Below are 22925 nucleotides of genomic sequence, written 5' to 3'. Positions count from 1 at the left end.
TCGCCCTATTCTTCTTGCTTTTTATTTGAGACCACTCCTGGCAATTCCGGCAATGAAATACTTCTGGGTAATCAGGAAGAGAATTACGACCGGAATTATGGAAAATGTAGCGGCCGCCATCAGTAAATGGTAATCACTTCCCGTTGCAGAACTGAAATTCTGAAGTCCAACCGGTAAAGTCCTGATCTCGGGACTCTTCGTAACTATAAGGACCCAAAGGAAGGAATTCCAACTACCGACGAATTTCAGAAGCGCAGCGGTTATGACAGCGGGTTTAGAAAGCGGAACCAGAATTGTCCATAGAAAGCGCCACTTAGAAAGACCGTCAATCATAGCCGCATCGTATAGTTCGTTCGGGATAGTCATGAAATGCTGTCTCAACAAGAATATGGCAAAAACGGAAACTACCCACGGAACAATTAAGGCGTAATACGAGTCAATCCAACCAAGAGCAGTAAGCGTGATGTAGTTGGGCACAAGGAGCACCTCTCCGGGGACCATCATTGTCGCCAGGAAGAGAGTGAACAAGAGATTTTTCCCGAAGAACTCCATCTTTGCAAATGCAAAGGCCGCCATTGCTGCAAAGATTATCTCAACAAATGTTGTCACGGTAGCCACGAATACAGTGTTGAAGTAATACCTGCCGAAAGGGGCAGCGTTCCATGCTGTGACATAATTTTGAAAGAAGTTGCTAATAGTCTCTCCCAGAGTGAAATTCGCCTTGCCGGCGGATACGTCGTCTTTGAGCCAGACCGCAGGAATTCCTTTCAGCTTTATGTCGAAAGATTTCGCACCGGACGGGGAAATGATACCCCTGTAGTAAACTCTTTCAACTTCATCGGGTTTACTTGAGAGATCAAGTTCGCTGAATATATCGGAATGGACTCTGGAGAAAGTACCTATTAAGTCGGTCTCTCTCCATCTTCGTCTTATCAATTCTGCAAACGGTTCGTGGCCACTGATGTTTGCCTGCCTATCCAGGCTCGCTACAACGCCCCCGACTCCAATCGTTTGACCTGCCGCTGACGCCACTTCCTTAATCAGTGTAATGAGACTCGAATAAGGTGTCTCTTCATCCATCGCGCTATTGACTTTCTCATCGAGGACTGGATCAGAAGCAACCAGAAGCGAAGTTCTCAGGAAATTCATGGCATCATTGATTGCTTCGAGTGGTGTCTGCACATCCGAGAAGTATTTTGAAAGACTCTCCTTAAAATTGCTGTCAAGATAGTTCAAGAGGATTGCAACTGCGTTCCGTACATTAGACGGATTAACCTTGGTAAGCAAGTGGGTTCTCATTTCTTCATCAATATCCCACCGATTCACAAAGTCGGACAGCAAAGAGTGCACTTCAGAATCGGTCCGTATCTTTCCCACTATTGAAGCGCTTGAAAGACTCTCATTCTGTGATTCGTCGTAGAAAATTCTCAAGTCAGAATACAGATTCAACAAGTCCATCCACTGAATCAGTCCAGAAGGTACGGCTTCAAGAGATCTTTCGAGCTGCCTCACCGAAAGAGAGACTCTGGAATCTCCAGCAGAGATTTCTTGAGAAAGCGAGATCACTTCAGAAGCAACATTCCTGATAGTATTTATGCTGTCTCTCAAACCTTCAACCACTTTCTCCAGTTCGGTCAAATCGGTGACCCCAGTACTCCCAGTTCTATAAGGCTCGAGATTCTCTATTGAACGCGTAAGCTCAGCTACCGGGTTCTCGAAAAGTCTGGCCGACTCTTCCCGGATTCTCTTTTTGATCGCTTTGCTTTCATCAGTATCTATTGGCAACTCTTTCATTGAAGTTTCAACGCTTTGCGCCAGTCTTTCGATTGCTTTCGAATACTCCGTTTTGAGCGACGTTACGAGAATAACTCGCCTAACAAAACCATTGTCTCCATACACAGCCACGTTAAAGAAGCTGTCCAGAAAGCGGCCAACATCATCTACAGGAAGATCTTTCAAATCTCTCGAAACTGAGTCCGGGAAATTGGTAGCAAGTGTATGATACCGTTCAATTAGAGATTCAAATCTCTGCCGATCAACCTCCGTCGAATAGTCGGCAGGAGAACCGTTTGTCTCCAAGAGCTGGATCTCGATTTCGCCTCTCCTAATGGGGTCATCATCAAGATTAACGGTCACTGTATCAAAACTTGCAGACTCCTCCATAAGGGCGGCGAAGTTTCTGAATTCGCTGAGACTCAAAGCCGAGAGATCTACTGAAGCACTTGCGCTCTTCTGCTTGATTTGTGTCTTGAACGTGAAGGAACTTGCTGCATTCTTTGTCGTCCATACTGGGGGCCAAGTCGAAACTTCACTGGGCGCCTTGAAGGAGGTCGCAACCATCCAGGCAAATGGAATCAGCATCAGAAAGGCTCCACCGACAATTACTACGTAGAGTAGAATTTTCGAGATAATCTTAGTCGACGATGTAGTCATCTGAACACCTCAACCTTCGTAGTGAACGCGCTTCTTACCCACATTTAGCTGCACCATTGTCAAGACCAGAATAATCATAAAGAGCACATATGCTGCCGCGCTCGCTACTCCCATTCTCTGCTGATTGTAGAATGCATCAAATACGTAGTATACAAGGGTCAATCCGCTTTTATTGACCGGCCCAGGTAGCCCCTGGTAAAGAATAAAGATCTGAGAGAATACCTTGAACGAACCTATCATCGTGATTATCATTATGAAGAAAGTGGTGCCCGAGAGGAGCGGCCAGGTAATGAACTTGAATTTCTGCCACCCGCTTGCGCCATCAACATCGGCGGCCTCGTAATAGGACTTATCGATGTTTTGAAGACCGGCAAGAAAGATCACGGTAGTGTATCCAACATGCTGCCATACAGAGACTATAGCTATCGTTGGAATTGTCCAAACTTCATCTTTTAGCCAGGCAATTCTCGGCAGGTTGAAGATTGAAAGAATGTAGTTGAGCAATCCAAACTGGTCGTTGAACATCCACTGCCACACAAGTGAAACGGCAACAACAGATGTAACAAAAGGGATGAAATAAGCAGTCCTGAAAAGGGATCTCAGCTTAATGTTCTTGTTTAAAAGCATAGCAATAATCAGAGCCAGGGCTATCTGAGTTGGAACTGACAGCAGAACATAATAGACCGTATTGTAGATAGACTTAAGAAAGTCCGAGCTTTCTTTTGCCAGAGTGAAATACTGAACAAAGTCAGCGCTCTGAGTGAGGATCTGGTAAGCAAAAACGTAATAGACGACAATAAACAGGATAAGGGTTGACCACTGGCTTGATTTCATCCTTCTGCTCTGAATGCTACTCTTCCTGCGAAGAAGTACATAGAGTCCAAAACCCATCAAGCCCAACCCTGCAAACAGCCCGATAGTTGTGAGACCGATACTGGTATTACGCAAAAGAACATATCCGGAAAGCAAAGCAATGAAAATAACATATAAAAACGAATGACTCTTGTCTGTCTTATCATACTTACTCATAAGTCCAAGAAGATAGTAGATTAGTTGAACTACTACAAGGACGATAACAACATAAACGACAGTGTTCATTAGCGAGTTCACAAAACTTAGGGAAACGGGATAGGTTAGCCTGAAGAGCTCTTTGTAATTATCAAAACCTATGAAATAACGAGTGGTCGATGTGTAGTCCCATTTAAAGAAACTGAGAACAAGCGAGAAACCGATTGGCCAGAAGACAAACACTCCCAGAATTATGATCGAAGGCAGCAGAAAAAGATACGCCTTCCAGGTTTCCTTCCAGTATTTCTTTGAGCGTCTACTATAAGGCAAATCACTCCCCCCAATACTCTCCGCATGGGTTCAATGTCTTAAGTATACCAAAGATTCGACCGTGCTCCTGTACATCATGAACGCGAATTATGTTTACCTTTTTAAGGTATAAGTATGTTGAAATGCTAATAGTTTCTTCCAATCTCTCTTCAACCGGTGTTCCAGTAATCTTCGATATGAAGCTTTTTCTGGAATGCCCTACAAGAACAGGGAAACCCATCTTCTTAAACTTCTCTATGTTTTTCAGAATCTCAATACTTTGTTCAGCGGACTTGGCGAAACCTATCCCGGGATCAAGTATTATCCTGTCAGGATCTACTCCGAAATCGATTGCCCGCCTGGCCCTTTCAAGTAACCAGGATGAAACTTCTCCAACTACGTCTCGGTAATCTGTCATTCGACTCATGGTAGAAGGATCGCCTCTCATGTGCATAATAACAACAGCTGCATGGTTTTCAGAGACTGCCTCTATCATCTTCATCGACCTGAGCCCGGTGATATCGTTGATCATGTCAGCCCCTTCAGAAAGTGCAGCACTCGCAGTCTCACTGTTATAAGTGTCTACTGAGATCACTGCATCAGGTCTTTTGCTTCGCAGTTGCTTTATTAAAGGTAGAACCCTTGCGATTTCCTCTTTTGACTCTACCTTTTCTGCTCCCGGTCTTGAGGATTCTCCACCTATGTCTATTATTGCTGCACCATTTTCGAGCATTTCGAGAGCTTTATCCAGAGCAACCGGTATGTCAAGGAATCTGCTTCCCGGAAAAAAGGAGTCGGGGGTAATGTTGAGTATTCCCATTATTCGCGGTTCCGAAAGATCTAGCACTCTCCCGTTTTCGAATGTCACTGTTGAATCCTTCTCTTCTCTCTTACTCTCGTCAGGAAGAGTTCAAATATCGGATTGGGCCTACCCACCTTCGACCTGAATTCAGGATGATATTGAATACCGACGAAGAATCTCTTTTCAGGAAGTTCTATCGCCTCGACGAATGTCGCTCTAGAGGATATTCTCAGTTTACTTTCATCCGTTTCTTCTGGCGTCCTAAAAAGATCGGGAAAACGCTCGAGGTTGACCTCATATCTGTGCCTGTGTCTTTCATAGACGAGACGCTCGTTATACGCCTCGTAAAGAGTTGTACCTTCTTCTATTGGAGTCTCCTGAGCGCCAAGTCTCATCGTACCGCCAAGTTTCAATATTGCTTTCTGCTCTTCCATTAGATCGATGACTGGATATGGAGTAGAAGGATCGAACTCCGTCGAGTTTGCATTCTCTAACTTGCAAACGTTCCTTGCGAACTCGATAACCATAAGCTGCATTCCCAAACAAATACCGAGAATCGGGATGTCCTCTTCTCTGGCCGCCTTTATCACGGCAATCTTTCCTTCAATACCTCGTTTGCCAAAACCGCCGGGTATGATTATTCCGTCGTATTTGCGAAGCTCGGCCTTTATCTGTGCATCCGTCATATCCTCAAAGCACTGTGAATCAATGACTTCCGGCTTGCTTGCTCCGCAGAGAGTAATGCTTTCAGAAATGCTCTTGTAAGCATCGTCTGTCCCAAGGTACTTGCCCACTATTGCTACCCTGGTTGGAGCAAACGACTTGGGATAGTTCCATTCGAACCGTTCTTCGATTTCAATGTTTAACCAGGATGCGATCTTTCTGTGAATCCCATGGGAGTAAACAATTCTGGGAACATCATACACGTTTTCTGAATCGGGTAGGTTGTAAACCATCTGCCTTTCTACTCCGCCAAAAAGGGCAATCTTTCCGAGTTCGTTTTCTTCAATTGGAAGCTCTGATCTAACAACAATCATTTGAGGCTGAATTCCAATTCTTCTTAGGAGTTGAACTGACTGCTGTGTTGGTTTAGTCTTAAACTCGTTCGTGACACGCAGATAGGGAACATAGGTTACATGTATGAAGAGGAAGTTCTCCGGCCCCTCCTCGACCCACAGTTCTCGTACCGCTTCAAGGAATATCTCTCCTTCAATGTCGCCAACAGTACCTCCAATTTCTATCATTATGAGATCACCCGGCACTTTTCTGATTCTAGACTTGATCTCATCAGTTACATGTGGAACCATCTGAACGGTGGCTCCTAAAAAGTCACCTTTCCTCTCTTTGTCGATTATTGATTTGAAGACCTGCCCCGCCGTCATGTTATTCTCTCTTCTCATGTTCTTGCCAAGAAATCTCTCATAGTGGCCGAGATCAAGATCCGCTTCATAACCGTCTTCGGTAACGAAAACCTCACCATGCTGGTTTGGATTCATCGTACCTGCATCGAGGTTCAAATACGGGTCTATCTTCAGAGTATTCACCTCTACTCCGCACTCCTTCATAACTCTAGCAATTGAGGCGGAAAGGATCCCCTTACCGATGCCACTGATTACGCCTCCTGTTACCACAACATACTTTTTCATCGATTGCTTTCCTCCGCTATCCAATAAGCTCCCTCACATACTTAATTTCTAAAGCATGATCTGCATCGTCTCCAGGCGTCTCAAGAAGCCACGGGATTTCCTGTATCTTTTCGTTTGAAAGAAACTCCTTGAATCCGCCATTCATACCTATGTAACCCTTCCCAATCATTTCATGACGATCCTTGCCAGCTCCGAGCGGATATTTGCTGTCGTTGAGATGTATCATCTTCAGCTTTTCGTAGCCCACCGTCGAATCGATTTTGTCAATAAGCTTCAAGGTTCCCTCTAAGTCCCTTATGTCGAACCCCGAGTCAAACCCGTGACAGGTATCATATGTTATCCCAATCCTTTCAGGGTGAATAGAACCATCAATTATCGCTGCAAGCTCCTCAAAACTGCTGCCAATGTGATTGCCTTTTGCAGAAACGTTTTCCAGAAGAAGCATCACATCGTTGTCCCGATTCTCACCTAGAACGATTTCCACTCCTTTAAGAATCCTTTCTAGTCCTTCACTAAGACCTTCGCCCAGGTGACTTCCGGGATGGAAATTCAAATACTTCAAACCCAAAGTAGCTGTGATTTTCATCTCGAGAGAGAGAAGGTTCACAGACTTCTCCCATACCTCGTCATTAGGAGAAGCAATGTTCACGAGATAACCTGAATGAACCATACAATCGAAAGGATCTAGAGATTTGTCTTTCATTTCAGATATGAAACTTGCTGACATTTCACTCTTAGGAAGAGAGGCTTTCCACATCCTTGGACTGTGAGGAAAGATCTGAAAAGTGTTTCCGCCGATTCCTACAGTGTCCCCGGGAACTTTATCGAACCCTTTAGAAATGGACATATGTGCCCCAAGTCTTATCAACATTCTCACCTCGTCATTCTTCTTCACCGATTCTCAGAATCGCCAGGAAGGCATTCTGTGGAATGGTTACCTGACCGATTTCTCTCATTCTCTTCTTTCCTTCTTTCTGCTTCTCAAGGAGCTTCATCTTCCTTGTGACATCTCCTCCATAGCATTTGGCCAAAACATCTTTTCGTAATGCCTTTATATCGCTTCTAGCAATTATTCTACCTCTTGATTTCGCCTGTATCGGAATCTGAAATTGATGCTGCGGTATTAGCTCGCTCAACTTGTCGACTACCTTTTTTGCTACAGAATATTCCTTGTCTACATGAACTATGAATGAAAGCGAATCTACAGTCTCCTTATTGACGAGGATTGTCACTTTCACCAAATCCGACTCACGATAGCCAAGAATTTCATAATCCATTGATGCGTAACCTCTCGAAATTGCCTTCATCCTATCGAAGAAGTCAAACATTATCTCCGACAACGGAGCCTCAAAACGCAGAACAACCCGATTCTTTCCAGCGTTTTCCACCGCTTTGAAGTCGCCTCTCTTTTCGGAAGTTATGAACCCTATTAGGTTGCCCATATATTCCGAAGGCGTGATTATAGATAGGTCGACAAACGGTTCTTCAACTCTCAGGAACTCACCAGGCTCTGGAAAGCTAGCGGGATTAGTTATTTCTGCAACTTCACCATTCTGTAAAGTGACCCGATAAACAACATTAGGGGCGGTAAGAATACAGGCTATTTCGAATTCTCTTTCGAGCCTCTCTCTAACAACATCCATATGAAGTAGGCCAAGGAACCCCACCCTGAAGCCAAAACCCAAAGCGGGAGAGTTCTCCGGTTCAAAAACGAGCGAGGCATCGTTAAGTTTGAACTTATCCAGCGCCTTTCTCAGTTCGTCGTAGTATTCGGGCATTCCAGGAAACATCCCGGCGTAGACCATAGGTTTCGCCTCTTTGTAACCGGGAAGGGCAGTATCAGTAGGATTATTGGCAGAAGTAACGGTATCTCCTATCTTGGCACTCGATACGTCTTTTATTACGGCAATGATATAACCAACCTCACCTGCATCCAGAGAATCGGTGATTTCCATCTGAGGAAGGAAGTATCCTACTTCGACTACTTCAAAGATTTCACCGGAAGCCATCATCTGAATTCTGTCCCCCGCTTTGACACTACCTTCAAAGATTCTTACGTGAATAACTACGCCTCTATACTTATCGTAAATCGCATCGAAAATCAATGCCTTTAATGGTGCTTCTAGCATTCCCGACGGGGGTGAGACTCTCTTGACAACTGCTTCCAGAATCTCCTTAACCCCCTGACCAGTCTTTGCACTCGCCTGAAGGCAGTCTTCAGGAGAATAGCCTATAAGATCGACAATTTCCGCAAGTGTTTCCTCGATATTTGCATTTGGAATATCTATCTTGTTCAGTACAGGTATCAACTCAAGATCATTCTCGATTGCTAGATATGTGTTGCCAACCGTTTGAGCTTCAACACCCTGAGAAGCGTCAACAAGCAAAATCGCTCCCTCACAGGCAGCCAAGCTCCTGGAAACCTCATAGTTGAAGTCAACATGACCAGGCGTATCAATAATGTTGATCTCGTATGTAATCCCATCATCAGCAAGGTAATTCAGCTTCACGGGCTTAGACTTTATGGTAATTCCCCTTTCTCTCTCAATATCCATGGAATCCATGAACTGATCCTTTTTGTTTCGTCTGTCCACAGTATCAGTGATATCCAAGAATCTGTCGACGAGAGTCGTCTTCCCGTGATCAATGTGAGCAATTATAGATATGTTCCTAATACGATCTCTCTTATACATTAATACTCCCTCCTGCCGATCAAGGATGATTCTATCACGGCACGGGTAAACCAGGTTAAATTCAACAAAAGAAGGGAGAACAACTCCAGCAAAATACTGGAGGTCATTCTCTCAACTATAAAAATCCTATTCACAATACATCAAATGTAAAGCTTCGCTGCCGTATATCAAAACTGACCGGTCAGCTCTTTAAGGAACGTAGGAAGAGCAAACGAGGCCCTGTGTATTTCAGTATTATAGTATCTAAGGGGCGCTCCAAAATCAAGAACCCTTTCTTCATCGTAATCCTCGAGTGGATCCAGTTCTTTAGATCCAATTGTATAAGTCCACATACCAGAGGGATAAGTCGTCATGAAACCGGTGTACATCTTTGAAATGGGAAATACAGAGGAAATCCTGTTATAAGCAATCGCAACCCACCCCTTATCATAGAAAGGGTCTTCAGTTTCCGCACAGAATATTCCGTCCTTTCTTAGAGCTTTGTAGCAATTTGAATAGAACTCCTTGGTAAAGAGATGCCCTCCTTCGCCTGCCGTTGGGTCAGTAGAGTCCACAATTATTACATCAAAATAGTCCTTGTTCTTTCTCACAAAGTCCGCTCCATTTTCATTAAAGATAGATGCCTTAGGATTGTCTAGTTCCACCGACATTTCCTTCAGATGGAGCTTAGCCGCATCGATTACATATGGATCTACTTCACATAGAATCGCTTCCTCGACAGAGGGGTGTTTGAGGACCTCTCTCAAGCTACCACCGTCGCCACCACCAATTATCAAGACCCGTTTTGGGTTCGGATGTGTAAAAAGCGGAACATGGACTAACATTTCATGATACATAAATTCATCGGCTTCAGTAAACATTGTTATCCCATCTAGCACAAGAACCATTCCAAACTCAGGGTGTTCGAAAATATCTATTCTCTGAAAAGGACTCTGGAATGAATACACGAGCTGCTTCATCTTCATGAAGAGTCCTGCATTTCCTCCTGTGTAGTATTCCATGTACATGAGATGGTTCAACGTTCTTAACTCTCTATCTTCCATGTCTTCACCTCCGTGTTTTCATCACAATCATCTCATCGAACTTCATCAAAAAAATAGTTCATCTAGCTCTAGAATAGTGAATAATTGGCCCTTACTTTGTCATTGGCGAGGCCACATGGATTCTATCACTTTGATTAAGGCATAGTCAAACTTGTATAATACCTTCTCCAGAAGGTTATTGAACAATGACGTGGAATTTCACACGCTTCGTCATTCGGCCTCATCCTGATGGTAGAATTGAGAATAAAGACTTTCCCGACAGGAGGCCTTCGAATGTTCTTAAGGCAAGACATGGGTATAGATTTGGGAACTGCCAACACTCTGGTCTATGTAAAAGGCCAAGGAGTAGTAACTAATGAACCCTCGGTTGTTGCAATCGATGTAAATTCAGGAAAGATCCTTCAAGTTGGCCTGGAAGCAAAAAGAATGGTGGGTAAAACGCCTGCCAGTATAGTTGCTACTCGCCCCTTGAAAGATGGCGTAATTGCAGATTACGACATTGCCCTCGCGATGCTGAAGTATTTTATGGGAAGAGCTATTGGCAGACGAACTTTTGTTAAACCAAGAATTGTGATTGGCGTTCCTTCCGGGGCGACCGAAGTGGAGAGAAAGGCAATTGTGGATGCCGCAATAGAAGCTGGAGCAAAGAAGGTCTTCCTAATTGAAGAACCAATGGCTAGTTCAATCGGCGCCGGCCTGAATGTGGAAGAACCTACGGGGAATATGATAGTTGATATCGGCGGAGGAACAACTGAAATTGCGGTGATTTCCCTCGGCAGCATTGTCTTGAGCCAATCTATAAGAGTTGGCGGAGACGAAATGGACGATTATATCGTTCAGTACATCAAAGAAAAGTACAGACTGATGATTGGCGAGAAAACAGCGGAACGTGTCAAAATGGAAATTGGAAATGTGGTCGAAACAGAAGAAGCCGACGGTTCCTATGCGGAAATTGTTGGTCTAGACTTGAATTCAGGTCTCCCGCGTAAGATTTCCATCTCCGGTTCAGAGATTCGAGAGGCGATTGCAGAACCGGTTTCTAGAATTGTTGAGGCAGTCAAACTCACTGTGGAAAACACACCTCCTGAGCTCATTTCCGATATCGTGCAGAGCGGTATTGTTATTGCGGGCGGAGGTTCCCTCTTAAACGGAATGCAGGAACTGATTCAAAGAGAAACTGGAATCATGGTTGTCATAGCCGATGATCCCTTGACTTGTGTGGCGAGAGGAGCTGGTCAGGTTCTGGAGAGAGTCTCCATACTTGAAAGAATTGAAAAAGGCAACTTGAGATAGAGGAGACTTCTCTAGTGAAGTTTGCTGAAGTGGCGGTTGTAATCTTAATGATCTTTCTTGTCCTGTCATCGATTCTAGAAGTGACGGGTACCAACAGAAGAGCGAGTGAGTTTTTTGATGGAATGGCATTACCCCTTATAAATCTGAGAGTGGATATCGAGAACTTTTTCAGGGCGCTCTTTCAAACAAGAAGCATAGATCGTGTAATAAGAGATCTGAATAGATATGCCGATTCATTCAGTGACAAGTTTGAGTTTCCAATTCCGATGAGAGTTGCGTTTTTCAGTTTTGAAAGAAACAATACAGCCGTTATGACCACTAACAGACCGGCTTTGCCAGGAACTCCCGTTGCTTCGTTCTTTTCATCGACCATCTATGGTGTGGTTAAGAACTCAAATGAACGCTACTTACTTGTTGCTCCGCTCACATCTCCGGGAACTAGAATTTCGGCCGCTGTTCACAGAGAGGAGACAGTTATCGAAGGCGTAATCTATTCAGACGCGGGAAAACTGTATTTCTCAACATTTGATCCGTATTATCTAGAGGCGGGTGATTCAGTCAGAATTGCTTCGACGGTTCCAGGGTACGGATACTACAAAGCAATGAAGCTCGATCTAATAGGCGAAATCGCAGGTCGCCATGGAAGCGATTACCTGGTAAAGAATCCGAACGTATTTGGTGACTACTTTCTCTTTCTGGAGTTGCAGGAATGATTTGGCTGCTTCTGATAGTACCGGCTCTATTCTTTGATCTCGGATTCGGAGACTTGATCCCTTTATATCCCATATATCTAACGCTCCTGGTATTTCTACCGACGAGAAACGTCGCATTTGCGCTTTCACTTGCATTACTGCTTTCATGGATAGTTGGAATTGCACTTTCCGGAATCGGTATGGTAATCGCCCTTGCAATAATACTTGTTATTTCTGCAGTTGCTTTTCAGGACCGTTATCGAACACCAAGTTTTGGTGCTCTCGTTGCGGCGGCAATAGGAATCACAGGAGTCTGTTTTGCCGGTACCGGCTTCGGTGTACTCTTCCCGTTCTTCGCAACATTTCTCATATTGAGGAGGTTGAGCGTTGAAGATTAAGAGATTCGACCTCTTCTTCGTACTTTTCATTCTAACAGTGGGACTCTTCATTTATAAATTGTACGATTACCAAATTGTGAGCTCTGATAAATACGCGGCACAAGTAGAAAGCATTAGCCATCGATCGATCTCTTTGCTTCCTCAAAGAGGTATGATTTTGGATCGAAATGGAATTCCGCTTGCGTGGGATGCACCCTACTACAATATTGAAAAAAGGGTGGTGTTTCTCCCTGATGACCTGAAGAGAATGATAATTGATGCCTTCGACGACAAACAGAAAGCAGAAACGCTTGTGAGAAACCTTGAGATGTTTGGAAGTGTCGAAACGAGTCTTCCAGCGGCTCTCGCAGAAAGGCTTAACGACTTCCCGGAACTGGAGGTTTCTGAAAGAGTTATCAGATACTATCAAAACAATCCCGGTGTTGCGCACGTTGTGGGATACATAAAAGCTGACGGAGAACCGGTAATGGGAATAGAAAAGCAGTACAATGACTTGTTGAGAGGAACTCCAGGAGAGCAGTTAATAAGAGTCGATGCGTTAGGACGTCAGATAAGTCTTGAAGGTGAAAGGCCGCCTGTAGGGGGAAAAGACCTTACTATAACCATAGACTCTCAAATGTCAAAATACATTTATGAATTAATCAGCGAAACAGGTAAGAGCGGTGCAGCAGTAGTGATGACAACAAGCGGAGAAATCCTTGCCCTGGTATCGGTCCCCGGCTTCGAAAACATGTCTTTCACAAGGGGAATCTCCAACAGAGATTGGGAAAGATTGAATCTCGATCCCTCCAGACCGCTTGTCAATAGAGCGCTAACTCCTTTTACGCCAGGATCTGTGATTAAGCCGTTCATTGCAATGGCAGCTTTGGCAGAAGGAAAGGATGCAACTGAACAAATCGATTGTCGAGGAAGTTTCCAGTACAAAGACAGTCAGGGCATAGTTCAAGGGGTTTACAGAGACTGGAATCTTTACGGCCATGGCATTACTGATCTGTCTAAGGCCATAACCGTCTCATGTAACGTATACTTCTATCAGCTGGGGCTTGAGTTGGGAATTGACACGATCAGCAATTATGCCAAGATTTGGGAGGTTTTCGAGCCAACTAACATAGATCTACCTGAAGAATCAACAGGTCTAATGCCTTGTCCCTCATGGAAACAAGAAAAACTGGAAGAAAACTGGTTTCCCGGGGATACTATTCAGATTTCAATAGGCCAGGGTTATCTAAGCATCACTCCCTTACAGCTGGCAAAGATGACCGGTGAAATTGCTACCAAAGGCCGCGAAATACTTCCCTATATTGGCGCAGAGAGAGTGAGTGGCAGGACAGTAATTGAGCTTCGTGAAAGTGACTGGAGCTTGCTTACAGAGGCTTTGAGAAATGTCATAAGCAAGGGAGGTGGAGCTGCCGAGGCAGGAACCGCATATTCGGCCTTCAGAAATTTCGAAGGAACGGCAGCCGGCAAAACTGGTACAGCGGAACAGGGAGGCTCAAAACCTACCCATTCCTGGTTTACCGGCTTCATGCCACTTGAGGAGCCCGAAATAGTGGTAACAGTCTTCGTTCATGAAGGAGGCTATGGGTCCGGACTGGCATCACAGATATCCAGGAAGATAATGGACTATTACTTGCAGGAGTACATTAATCAGAATCACTCGAGCGGGCTGACAAAGCTTAGTTCTTCCCCCGATTTGTGAAAGATTCTTCTGTCTTCAAGAAACCCCGTAATTCTTTCTATGTTCTTTTCCTGAACAGCAAGTGATGCAAAAACCCTTTCTGAATAGTCGACTTTTCGGACCGAAAAGTCTTTATCTTCACCAAAGAGCCTGATAAAATCGTTCCATTGACTATAAGTCATTTCCACAACCAACTCTAGCCCAGGGCAATACAGGGCCAATTTCCCGGCCCTGAGCGCTCCTGCAGCAGTCTCTCCGTAGGCATCGATCAAACCTCTCACTCCTAGTTTTGTTCCGCCAAAATACCTGGTAACTACCACGACAACATCCGTAAGCTCAAGACTTTCGATAGCTCCGAGAATAGGCTTACCGGCAGATCCATGAGGTTCTCCCGCATCCGAGTAATTAGCGATTTCCCTCCCCTGAAGGGAAATCCGGTATGCCCAGCAACAATGGTCCGCACTCGCATACCTTTGAGAGAGCGACTTGATAAAGGACTTTGCTTCTTCTTCACATTCGCATCTTGCGCTGTCACCTATGAACCTGGATCTTCTGACATTGATCTCAAAGTGTCCAGGTTCAAGAAGAGACTTCTTACAGCTCATTATTCTCCTTTGGACAGTTTGTCAATGAAATCCATGGCAGGACCCAAAATGTAGTTCGCATCCTCTAGAGTGCTCTCGTAGACTTCGAGTCTCTTCATGAATTCATAGAAATCGGGGTCTCTGTTGAAGGCCTCGGCATAGATTGAAAGCGCTCGAGCATCTCCTGTTCCGATTATTATGTCTGCTTCCTTCTGGGCTGTGGCGATCGTAATCTGCGCCTCTTTATCCGCCTCGGCTCTCAACTTCTGTGCCTCTCTATTCCCTTCGGCCCTTATCAGTGAAGCCTCCTGTATTCTCTCCGACTTCATTCTCTCGAAGACGGCGTTCCTATTTTCGTCAGGCAAATCGGCTCTCTTAACGCGAACGGATATTATTTGAATCCCGAAGTCCTTCATATCATTTGCAGCGAGAGCGGTAATTTCATCAAGGACATCCGTTCTCTTTCCGGAAATGATCTCGTCGTAATCGAGTTTTCCAAATGTGTTTCGCACGTGAGAGTACACTACATCATCAATTCGTGTAAGAGCAGTCAGTTCTGATTTCATTGTCTCTATGAATTTCCTCGGATCTACTATTCTCCACAAAGCAAAAGTATCGGCCAGAATCGTCTTCTTGTCTTTCGAATATATCCTTTCGGCATCTACGTCGTATATTTGTATACGTTTGTCAAATTTTCTCACGTTGTCGATGAAAGGAGTCTTAGTATAAAGGCCGGCCTCGGTGATGGATTTCTGAATCTCGCCAAATCTCAAAACAACGGCCTGTTCAGTTTCATCGATGATGAAGAAGAAACTCGGCAGAAGTATGATCGCAATTACCACGATGATCGCAACGGAAATTATGACTTTGTATTTCATCACCTCACGCTCCCTTCAAGATCAAGGAGTTTCAGAACACTGCTCTGATCGAGCACAACTGTTTTGCTTGCTTCCGAAAGAACCTTGTTAAGGGTCTCAAGATACATTCTCGTTCTTGTTACGTCTGGAGCCTTTTCATATTCCTCGAGAATTTCGAGGAATCTTTCGGCCTCTCCTTCGGCATTTAGTATTCTCTCCTGAGCATAGCCTTCGGCGTCCTTAATTATCTGGGCAGCTTCTCCTTCGGCCTTTGGAATAATGTCGTTAGTGTATTTCTCAGCCTCGTAGATTAGCTTTTCCTTGTCCTGCTTGGCACTATTCACATCGTCGAAGGCTGTGATAACCTGCTGTGGCGGAGCGACCTCCTGAAGGAAAACATTTTTCACAATAATTCCTGTATCAAGTCTATCAAGTTCTTCCTGAACCCTCTCTGCAGTCCTTATAGAAATAGTGTCCCTCTCTGTTGTCAATATCGAGTCAATGGTGCTCGAAGCAACTTCCTCCCTGAGAACCGATTCGGTCGTGAATCTTACGATATCTCCGTCGTCAACAATAGTGAAAGCCAACTTCGCAGGATCACCCACATAGTACTGTACAACCAGCTCGACCGAGACGATATTTCCATCTCCGGTAAGCATTAGGGACTCGTTTGCATAGGTCTGATAGGTCCCAGTTCTGATAGTCCTGAACCCGATCTCCTCTTTTCTCAAATTCGAAGTGTCGATAACGACTACACTTTCAATGGGAAAGGGCAGGTGATACCCAAGTCCGGGTCCTACGCTCTTAGTAAACTTGCCGAACCGCTTTATCAACCCCACTTGATCGGGACCCACAAGAAAGAAACCGCTCAAAAAGTAGACTACTACGATTGCGGCGACTACAAGCAGCACAAATAGGCCGGACCAGAAAAAGCTTTTCTTTGGTCCTCCGTTCCCGGTAAAATTACTATCAGGTTCTTCGATTCTTACATCAACCATTATTCAACCTCCTTCCAGATTTCTATCTCGGTTCTTAGATCTACGCCAGTAGACTCCCTAACTCTCTTCTTCACTATTTCTACTAGAGTCACGACGTCGCTCTGACAGGCGCCTCCTCTATTCACAATGAATCCTGCATGTTTTTCCGAAACTTCAGCTCCTCCCACTCTTAAGGACTTCAATCCCAAGCGTTCTATAGTTGAACCAACGTAGAAATCCGGTTTAGGTCTCACGAAGACACTGCCGGCACTAGGATGTTCCAGTGGTTGCTTCTGAATTCTCTTTGCAAGGATTTCTTTCATCTTAGTTTCGATCTCGGATCTTTCACCCCTCTTCAGCAAGAATTCAGCGCCGACAACGATTCCATCTGCTGCTTTGAATATGCTGTTTCTATACGAAAACCCGGCGCTCTTTGAGTCAACGTCTATTACTTTACCCCTCCCGTCAAGATAAGAGACTCTAGTCACCCGATCGCCGATTTCCCCCCCAAAGGCTCCTGCGTTCATCAATACGGCACCACCAACTGAACCTGGGAGTCCCGTCAAGAACTCAATGCCCGTTAACCCTTCTGCCAAACAATGCCAGATGACAGAGTTGATACTCGTTCCCGCCTGAGCAAAAACCTTGACCCCATCGCTTCTGAGTAAGTTCAGATTCCTAGTCGAAACAACAACACCCTCATATTTATCAGGGCAGATCACATTTGAACCGCCTCCGATGATTTTGTACGGAAGTTTTTCCGACTTCAACAAGGATAGGATCTCGCTCAGAGACTCTACAGAATACGGTGAAACGAATACTCTGGCTGGACCACCAATCCTTATTGTCGTGTGCCATTCAAGCGGCTCTTCGAGCCTTACATCCGCTCCAGCCAAATAGATTGAATTAAAGTAATCAGTTAGATTTCTTTCTGCCATTGATAAAGCCTTTCAGCAATTTCCTTACCATTATGAAGGCTCAGGAGATAGTTTTTCAGCTCATGTCTTCTGGCAAGTATCGAATGGATTCCCTCCAGCGCAAAGGCTTTTGTAGATTTATCGGCCAACTTGTTTCCATAAAATCCTGCAAGAGCCTTAACGGCAACCGAAGAATCGGTGTTGCTCAGTGCCATGATTAGTTGATCTTGCAGTTCAGCGTCATAGTTTTCCTCAAGCATCAGGGCCAAAACATCTACCACTTTTTCGCCTTCCCCCAATCGAGCAAGAGCTTCGTAGATTACTATCTGTGATCTTTCATCACTGTACTTGCTCAGAAGCTCGTAAAGATGTGTCACGGCTCTTATATCACCGATCTCCCCTGCCAAATCTGCTAGATAAAGCCTTGATACGGGGTCGATATCCTCTGATCTCATCTTTTCGATAAGAAAAGGAACCACGTCCTTACCCATTTGAATTAAAGCATCAAAACATATTTGCGCTGTCTCACTGTCTTCGCTAACCAGCAGACTGAGAAGCACTGGAGCGGCCTCCACTCCTTTTTCTTCGACAATCCTGTTTATCAATTCTTCTCTTTCCATTACTCATACTCCTAATCTGGAATTTGACCACTCATTTCTTCGATTTCCCGTTCCTTGGAACTACCATGAAGCTCCTCGATAATGGAAATCGTTTCGTTATGAACCTGCTGTTTTCTAACAACAAAATGCCGATCTGAACTCATTGCGATTTGCGGAAGATGAGTTATTACAATAGTCTGAATCTCCCTTGAGATTTCCTCCAGTTTCCCTGACACTACTGTTCCAAGTCGTTGACCAACTCCAGAGTCTACTTCATCAAAGACTATTGTTTTGAGATCGAGCTGATTCTTCAAGGCGGATTCAAGAGCCAATAAAAACCTGGAAAGCTCACCTCCCGACGCAACACTACCAATCTCCATTAAATCCATACCGGGATTTGTCTTAACAACCATCGTGACTTTGGATGTCCCGTAGCTTCTGGGCATTAATTCAGGCTTTAGATGAAATCTCAACTCCGCTCCCTTCATTCTGAGATCCTCAAGGTGTACCCTGATCTGCTCCTCGATCTCTTTTGCTCTAACCAACCTTTTCTGATCAACGATTCTTCCCGTTTCCTTCAAAGACGAGAGAAGCTCTTCTTCGTTTTTCTTCAAGCGTTCCTTTCTACCTTCCAGCTCCTTAAGAGTTCCAAGCTCTTTCTTGAACTCCTCTAGTCTCACAAGTATCTTTTCAACAGAGTCTCCGTATTTCCTCTTCAGACCCTGGATAATGGTAATACGACTTTCAATTGCACTGAATTCCTCATCATCGATCTCAAGAGTGCTTCTCTCTTCCTCAATCTTAGTGTAAAGGGAATCGAGTTCTTCTAGAGCAATCTGAAGGTTATCCAGCCAGTCCTTGTAACCAAAGTTCCTTATTTTTTCGACAGTTGCTCGCGCGTCATTGAGAGAATTATAGATAGATAGTTCGCCATCCTTAAGAAGATCAGTGAGTTCTTGAAATGTCTCAAGTAGCATCTGGGCGTTTCTGTATCTCGTATATTTCATTTCAATGACTTCGTCTTCATGAGGTTGAAGATCTGCCTGTTCAATCTCCCTGATCTGGAACTCCAGAAAGTCCTTTTCCCTTTCAATCTGAGAAGGATCTACAATAAAGGAATCCAGTTCGCGTCTTACTTTGATGTACTCTGCATACAGCTCTGAATAACGGGTAAGGCTTGTGTCTCCTCCAAGCGCGTGATCCAGAATTATATGGTGTTTGGATTCGTCCAGCAGGCTTATACTACTATGCTGAGAATGAATCTCGACTCTGTCACGAAAAGCTGACTGAACAATTTGTTTGGGTACCATTTTTCCATTTATCCTGTATATGGTTCGCTGTCCTGTGAAGCTTACACTTACAAGAAGCTGATCACCATTGATGTCTACACCCATGTCTCCCAGTTTAGAAAGCAACGAATCATCAACCGCAAAGTTACCTTCAACACTGCCCGAGCCGTCATTATCCCATAGCGGGGGGAAGCCCAGCACCGCCCATAGAGCCTTAAGGAAGACAGTCTTTCCAGCCCCCGATTCACCGGTTATGGCATTCATACCGCCTGAAAACTCAACATAGAAATCCTTAAAAGTCAGAAAGTCTTTCCCCGCCAGCGAAAGCAGCATATCTCCCTCCATCAACAGCAAAAAGGTAGCTTTCATCTATCCAGTCTCTCAATCAATTATACTATTCATCAGCAGCTGCATAAGAAATTCTTTCGTGGACTCTTGGACTTAACTCCGCATCTTTCTGTGTCCTTGACAGTGAAGGTTGCACTCCGTATAATGTTCACTGTGATGCATTTATTGGAGGTTATTAATCATGAAAAGAACATACCAACCATCAAGAGTCAAAAGAAACAGAACACACGGCTTTCTTGTGCGATCCCGCACAGTCGGAGGCCGAAGAGTGCTGGCAAGTAGAAGAAGAAAGGGAAGAAAGAGACTTTCTGTGTGAACCTCAGAGATCAGTCCCTTAGTAAAACGGAAAGGCTAAGACGAAAGGCAGACTTCGACAGAGTCTTCAAAAAGGGAAAATCAATTGTTGACCCTTTTTTTGTTGTATTGTATGTTAAGAATGGTCTGCCTTTTTCTCGTATAGGAGTATCCATAAAACGGAAATTCGGGAAGGCTCACCTGAGAAACCGCCTCAGAAGATTGGTTAAAGAGGTTTACCGAACTAATAAACAAGTCTTTCCCGAAGGGTATGATATACTTTTCATTGCAAGAAAGGATCTATCCGACCTGTTTAAGAAGAGAAAAGTTGGATATTATGATATTGTACAGATTACTAAACGAATCGCTGAGAAAATTGGAGAAACGTCCGATGAAAAAGATACTACTGTTTCTGATAGATTTCTACAGAAAAAAGATCTCCCCTAGAACCCGCCCAAGATGCAGGTTTTCTCCCACTTGTTCAACATACACATATGAGGCAATAGAGAGATTTGGAGCTCTGAAAGGGCTAATTCTAGGCATCTGGAGAATAATCAGATGCAATCCCTTCAATCCAGGGGGGTTCGACGAAGTACCAGATCATTTCACGCTATTGAGGAGGCACGAAAAATGAAAAGAGCGATAATTCTGACTTTGATCTTCGTGACATTATTCACGCTCTCGGTATCGGGCAAGGAACTTACCACTCAGGAAGGTACCAATACGCTCATAGTTTCCGGTAAAACTCTAAAGGTAACTCTGGACACCGAAAATGGTTTGGTATTAGGAGTAACAAGTTACGCCGATAATAAGACTGTTGAGTTTTACGTGTACAACGAAAGCCTTGGAAAAGATGGATTCAACGTTTTTGACGTAGCGGGTACCGAGCTTCTGCCTACCTCCTTTTCATACGACAAAGATGAAGAAGGCAATGTAATAGTTAGCTTCAACTATGAACAAGGTAGCAAGTCGTTTATTATCCTGAATAGTCCTTACTATGATTTCAGAGTTGAACTGAATTTCAATCAGAAGATTGAGGTCGCTCTGCCTTTTATTTCTTACCAGAATCAGACGATAGGACCCGACTCCTCATATTATTTGACATATGATAAGTTCAGCGGCCAGAAGACGCTCTTCGCAATTACTTCAATGCAAGGAACATTCAAATTCCAGAGATACGAATCTGAAACCGGTAGGGGCATTCTTGAATCTTTTGCGGGCCCTATGAGGTTGATTCACGTGGGACAAGCTCTTCCGGAGCATTATGATGCTATTGTAAAGGACTTGCAAGACTTTGGAGGAGTTACCTTCTTTTCCTGGATCTATCACGGAATAGTTTACTTCCTGTTCTGGCTATATCAGTGGTCTGGAAACTTCGGCTGGGCATTGATTCTCTTCACAATTGTTACCCGATTCATCCTCTACCCCTTATATCACATTCAAACAAAGTCAATGCTAATGATGAGGATGCTTCAACCCGAAGTAGAGAAGATCAAGAAAAAGTACAAGGACCCCAGAAAGCAACAGGAGGCAATGATGGCTCTGTATAAGGAGAAGGGATACAATCCCGCCTCCGGATGCCTTCCAATACTCCTTCAGCTGCCAGTACTGATACTTCTATACAATGCCATTCGATACTTCAGCGAAGTAATGGCATATACGCCTGGTTTCCTTATTTGGAAGGATCTTTCAGTAGGTAACTTCGTACTGAACATCCCGTTCATAATAATCACGGTAGTTGTAGGAATCTTCAGTTCATTGCTCACAGCTCAGGACGCAAGATCTGCGAGGTCGGGAGTAATCATGCAAGTAATCTTTCCGATCCTTTTCGCCACATTCCCTTCTGGATTGCTGCTTTACTGGACAACCCAGAGTGTCCTTCAGTTCTTTATAAGCTGGGTAGTGTACAAGCGCCACGGCATAAAGGGGCTGACTTTAAGACAGATGCTAGGTTTACAGGAAAAACCCGTGAAGTAGATTTAGACATGCTCAGGAGGTGTTAAACAAAATGAATCCAGTTGAATACAGAGCCGAGACCGTTGAAGAAGCCATCAGGCTAGCTCAAGCAGATCTTGGTGCTTATGACGATGAAATGCAAGTCACAGTGAAAGAGAAAGGCTCCAAGGGCTTCCTAGGGATATTTGGATCCAGGGAGTCGGTAATTGAAGTTTCCTTGTTGGACAAACACTGGGAAAGAAAGCTTCACGACTTCCTCAAGGGTATACTGAAGAATTTCGATGAAGAGACCTTTTCCGAAGTAAAGCTTGTTGGAAGAACGTATAGAGTCAGGATCGAAGGTGAAGAGGTTGCCAGACTTATCGGGAAGCATGGTAAAACTGTTGCCGCTTTACAGCACATATTAAACATTTACGCAAACAGGATGGCGCCTACCAAAGTCAACGTAACCGTTGATATCGGTGATTACAGACTTGAAAGAAAGAAACTGGTGGAAGAGATAGCACATAGAACGGCAAAGTCAGCAATATCCAGGAGAAGCAAGATCGTAATGGAACCGATGTTCGCCTTTGAGCGAAGGCTCGTTCACGAAGTAATTTCCAAGTATGAAGATCTGAAAAGCTATTCAGTAGGACTCGAACCTTACAGAAAAGTTGTGGTCGAATACAGAGACAGAAAATACTCATGCGATAAAGCGTTTGATTCAAAAAGGAGGCGCTATGAAAATGTCAGAACGAATTCTGGTAGGCAAAGCGCTTGATGTCGAGCCTCAGTTTTTCGACAACGAAAATGTAAAGAGCGTTACTAAGCGTGTCCTTATTGGAAAAAAGAAGGGCGCTACGAATTTTGTGATGAGACTGTTTACTGTCGGAGAAGGAGGATATAGTCCTCACCACAGCCATCCATGGGAACATGAAGTCTTTATCATCTCCGGGGAAGCAGCCATTGTCACTGACCAGGGCGTGATTAATGCTGGTAAGGGGAGCTATGTTTTTGTTCCCTCCGGCGTAAAGCACCAGTTCAGGAACACGGGAAACGGAGATCTGGAATTTCTCTGTGTGATTCCATCTTCGGCCGATGAGGAATAGAATAGATACAGCTAATAGAAA

23 protein-coding genes are annotated in these 22925 nt (G+C 44.3%); 10 read left to right on the top strand and 13 right to left on the bottom strand.

Annotated features, from left to right (window positions below; genetic code table 11):
- Positions 1-21 precede the first annotated feature (21 nt).
- The 7 genes from Y696_RS04350 to speE form a co-directional block, all read right to left on the bottom strand.
- Positions 22-2433: a carbohydrate ABC transporter permease gene (locus Y696_RS04350; RefSeq protein WP_006492518.1), complete on the bottom strand. Its 2412-nt coding sequence runs from the start codon at positions 2431-2433 to the stop codon at positions 22-24.
- A 9-nt stretch (positions 2434-2442) separates the two neighbouring features.
- Complete coding sequence (locus Y696_RS04345) at positions 2443-3771, bottom strand: carbohydrate ABC transporter permease (RefSeq protein WP_006492517.1); 1329 nt, start codon at positions 3769-3771, stop codon at positions 2443-2445.
- 1 nt (position 3772) lies between these two features.
- Positions 3773-4618, bottom strand: coding sequence for a dihydropteroate synthase (gene folP / locus Y696_RS04340; RefSeq protein ID WP_006492516.1), 846 nt, complete (start codon positions 4616-4618; stop codon positions 3773-3775).
- Entirely contained in the window at positions 4615-6198 is a 1584-nt protein-coding gene (locus tag Y696_RS04335; RefSeq protein ID WP_006492515.1) for a CTP synthase, read from the bottom strand. Before Y696_RS04335 ends, folP begins: the two co-directional genes overlap by 4 nt.
- Positions 6199-6214: 16 nt before the next feature.
- Positions 6215-7066: a deoxyribonuclease IV gene (locus Y696_RS04330; protein ID WP_039882988.1), complete on the bottom strand. Its 852-nt coding sequence runs from the start codon at positions 7064-7066 to the stop codon at positions 6215-6217.
- A gap of 13 nt (positions 7067-7079) precedes the next feature.
- Positions 7080-8891: a translation elongation factor 4 gene (gene lepA, locus Y696_RS04325; protein ID WP_006492511.1), complete on the bottom strand. Its 1812-nt coding sequence runs from the start codon at positions 8889-8891 to the stop codon at positions 7080-7082.
- A gap of 167 nt (positions 8892-9058) precedes the next feature.
- Positions 9059-9934, bottom strand: a complete 876-nt coding sequence (speE, locus tag Y696_RS04320; protein ID WP_006492510.1) for a polyamine aminopropyltransferase — start codon at positions 9932-9934, stop codon at positions 9059-9061.
- Between the two features lie 273 nt (positions 9935-10207).
- Between speE and Y696_RS04315 the strand changes: the two genes are divergently transcribed.
- The 4 genes from Y696_RS04315 to Y696_RS04300 are packed head-to-tail and all read left to right on the top strand — an operon-like array spanning position 10208 to position 14016.
- Entirely contained in the window at positions 10208-11227 is a 1020-nt protein-coding gene (locus Y696_RS04315) for a rod shape-determining protein (protein WP_006492509.1), read from the top strand.
- Between the two features lie 14 nt (positions 11228-11241).
- The gene (locus Y696_RS04310) at positions 11242-11940 is read left to right on the top strand and encodes a hypothetical protein (RefSeq protein ID WP_006492508.1); all 699 of its coding nucleotides are present in this window, start codon (positions 11242-11244) and stop codon (positions 11938-11940) included.
- Positions 11937-12317, top strand: coding sequence for a hypothetical protein (locus tag Y696_RS04305; RefSeq protein WP_006492507.1), 381 nt, complete (start codon positions 11937-11939; stop codon positions 12315-12317). The genes Y696_RS04310 and Y696_RS04305 overlap by 4 nt, the downstream gene beginning before the upstream one ends.
- Positions 12307-14016 carry a penicillin-binding transpeptidase domain-containing protein gene (locus Y696_RS04300; RefSeq protein ID WP_006492506.1) on the top strand — a complete coding sequence of 570 codons (1710 nt, stop codon included), beginning with the start codon at positions 12307-12309 and terminating at the stop codon, positions 14014-14016. Before Y696_RS04305 ends, Y696_RS04300 begins: the two co-directional genes overlap by 11 nt.
- Here the strand turns inward: Y696_RS04300 and Y696_RS04295 are convergent.
- Genes Y696_RS04295 through Y696_RS04270 form a run of 6 tightly spaced genes read right to left on the bottom strand, consistent with a single transcriptional unit; the run spans position 13971 to position 19587 of the window.
- Positions 13971-14600 carry a YigZ family protein gene (locus Y696_RS04295; protein WP_006492505.1) on the bottom strand — a complete coding sequence of 210 codons (630 nt, stop codon included), beginning with the start codon at positions 14598-14600 and terminating at the stop codon, positions 13971-13973. The two genes, Y696_RS04300 and Y696_RS04295, sit on opposite strands and share 46 nt — an antisense overlap.
- Positions 14600-15457 carry a protease modulator HflC gene (gene hflC / locus Y696_RS04290; RefSeq protein WP_006492503.1) on the bottom strand — a complete coding sequence of 286 codons (858 nt, stop codon included), beginning with the start codon at positions 15455-15457 and terminating at the stop codon, positions 14600-14602. The genes Y696_RS04295 and hflC overlap by 1 nt, the downstream gene beginning before the upstream one ends.
- Entirely contained in the window at positions 15457-16434 is a 978-nt protein-coding gene (hflK, locus tag Y696_RS04285; RefSeq protein WP_006492502.1) for an FtsH protease activity modulator HflK, read from the bottom strand. Before hflK ends, hflC begins: the two co-directional genes overlap by 1 nt.
- Positions 16434-17351 (bottom strand): UDP-N-acetylmuramate dehydrogenase, encoded by a 918-nt coding sequence (gene murB / locus Y696_RS04280; RefSeq protein ID WP_006492501.1) that lies wholly within the window; start codon positions 17349-17351, stop codon positions 16434-16436. Before murB ends, hflK begins: the two co-directional genes overlap by 1 nt.
- Entirely contained in the window at positions 17333-17950 is a 618-nt protein-coding gene (locus Y696_RS04275) for a HEAT repeat domain-containing protein (RefSeq protein WP_006492500.1), read from the bottom strand. Before Y696_RS04275 ends, murB begins: the two co-directional genes overlap by 19 nt.
- Before the next feature lie 11 nt (positions 17951-17961).
- Positions 17962-19587, bottom strand: coding sequence for a DNA repair protein RecN (locus Y696_RS04270; RefSeq protein WP_006492499.1), 1626 nt, complete (start codon positions 19585-19587; stop codon positions 17962-17964).
- Between the two features lie 160 nt (positions 19588-19747).
- Between Y696_RS04270 and rpmH the strand changes: the two genes are divergently transcribed.
- Genes rpmH through Y696_RS04240 form a run of 6 tightly spaced genes read left to right on the top strand, consistent with a single transcriptional unit; the run spans position 19748 to position 22904 of the window.
- Positions 19748-19882: a 50S ribosomal protein L34 gene (gene rpmH / locus Y696_RS04265; RefSeq protein WP_014730567.1), complete on the top strand. Its 135-nt coding sequence runs from the start codon at positions 19748-19750 to the stop codon at positions 19880-19882.
- Complete coding sequence (rnpA, locus tag Y696_RS04260; RefSeq protein ID WP_006492498.1) at positions 19879-20307, top strand: ribonuclease P protein component; 429 nt, start codon at positions 19879-19881, stop codon at positions 20305-20307. The genes rpmH and rnpA overlap by 4 nt, the downstream gene beginning before the upstream one ends.
- A complete protein-coding gene (yidD, locus tag Y696_RS04255; protein ID WP_099772085.1) occupies positions 20252-20494 on the top strand; it encodes a membrane protein insertion efficiency factor YidD in 243 nt (80 codons plus the stop codon). Before rnpA ends, yidD begins: the two co-directional genes overlap by 56 nt.
- Positions 20491-21837, top strand: coding sequence for a YidC/Oxa1 family membrane protein insertase (gene yidC, locus Y696_RS04250; RefSeq protein ID WP_006492497.1), 1347 nt, complete (start codon positions 20491-20493; stop codon positions 21835-21837). The genes yidD and yidC overlap by 4 nt, the downstream gene beginning before the upstream one ends.
- Before the next feature lie 31 nt (positions 21838-21868).
- A complete protein-coding gene (gene jag, locus Y696_RS04245) occupies positions 21869-22576 on the top strand; it encodes an RNA-binding cell elongation regulator Jag/EloR (protein WP_006492496.1) in 708 nt (235 codons plus the stop codon).
- Positions 22542-22904 (top strand): cupin domain-containing protein, encoded by a 363-nt coding sequence (locus Y696_RS04240; protein ID WP_006492495.1) that lies wholly within the window; start codon positions 22542-22544, stop codon positions 22902-22904. Before jag ends, Y696_RS04240 begins: the two co-directional genes overlap by 35 nt.
- Positions 22905-22925: the final 21 nt, after the last annotated feature.

Source organism: Mesotoga sp. H07pep.5.4, assembly GCF_003664935.1.
In the GTDB taxonomy this organism is placed as follows: Bacteria; Thermotogota; Thermotogae; order Petrotogales; family Kosmotogaceae; genus Mesotoga; species Mesotoga prima.
This window is presented reverse-complemented; position numbering and strand designations above follow the sequence as displayed.

Excerpts from the sequence above, each read along its gene's own strand:
- Y696_RS04350 (WP_006492518.1), bottom strand. The coding sequence starts at position 2,433 with ATGACTACATCGTCGACTAAGATTATCTCGAAAATTCTACTCTACGTA.
- Y696_RS04335 (WP_006492515.1), bottom strand. The coding sequence starts at position 6,198 with ATGAAAAAGTATGTTGTGGTAACAGGAGGCGTAATCAGTGGCATCGGT.
- lepA (WP_006492511.1), bottom strand. The coding sequence starts at position 8,891 with ATGTATAAGAGAGATCGTATTAGGAACATATCTATAATTGCTCACATT.
- speE (WP_006492510.1), bottom strand. The coding sequence starts at position 9,934 with ATGGAAGATAGAGAGTTAAGAACGTTGAACCATCTCATGTACATGGAA.
- Y696_RS04315 (WP_006492509.1), top strand. The coding sequence starts at position 10,208 with ATGTTCTTAAGGCAAGACATGGGTATAGATTTGGGAACTGCCAACACT.
- Y696_RS04305 (WP_006492507.1), top strand. The coding sequence starts at position 11,937 with ATGATTTGGCTGCTTCTGATAGTACCGGCTCTATTCTTTGATCTCGGA.
- Y696_RS04295 (WP_006492505.1), bottom strand. The coding sequence starts at position 14,600 with ATGAGCTGTAAGAAGTCTCTTCTTGAACCTGGACACTTTGAGATCAAT.
- hflC (WP_006492503.1), bottom strand. The coding sequence starts at position 15,457 with ATGAAATACAAAGTCATAATTTCCGTTGCGATCATCGTGGTAATTGCG.
- hflK (WP_006492502.1), bottom strand. The coding sequence starts at position 16,434 with ATGGTTGATGTAAGAATCGAAGAACCTGATAGTAATTTTACCGGGAAC.
- murB (WP_006492501.1), bottom strand. The coding sequence starts at position 17,351 with ATGGCAGAAAGAAATCTAACTGATTACTTTAATTCAATCTATTTGGCT.
- Y696_RS04275 (WP_006492500.1), bottom strand. The coding sequence starts at position 17,950 with ATGGAAAGAGAAGAATTGATAAACAGGATTGTCGAAGAAAAAGGAGTG.
- Y696_RS04270 (WP_006492499.1), bottom strand. The coding sequence starts at position 19,587 with ATGAAAGCTACCTTTTTGCTGTTGATGGAGGGAGATATGCTGCTTTCG.
- rpmH (WP_014730567.1), top strand. The coding sequence starts at position 19,748 with ATGAAAAGAACATACCAACCATCAAGAGTCAAAAGAAACAGAACACAC.
- yidD (WP_099772085.1), top strand. The coding sequence starts at position 20,252 with ATGAAAAAGATACTACTGTTTCTGATAGATTTCTACAGAAAAAAGATC.
- yidC (WP_006492497.1), top strand. The coding sequence starts at position 20,491 with ATGAAAAGAGCGATAATTCTGACTTTGATCTTCGTGACATTATTCACG.
- jag (WP_006492496.1), top strand. The coding sequence starts at position 21,869 with ATGAATCCAGTTGAATACAGAGCCGAGACCGTTGAAGAAGCCATCAGG.
- Y696_RS04240 (WP_006492495.1), top strand. The coding sequence starts at position 22,542 with ATGTCAGAACGAATTCTGGTAGGCAAAGCGCTTGATGTCGAGCCTCAG.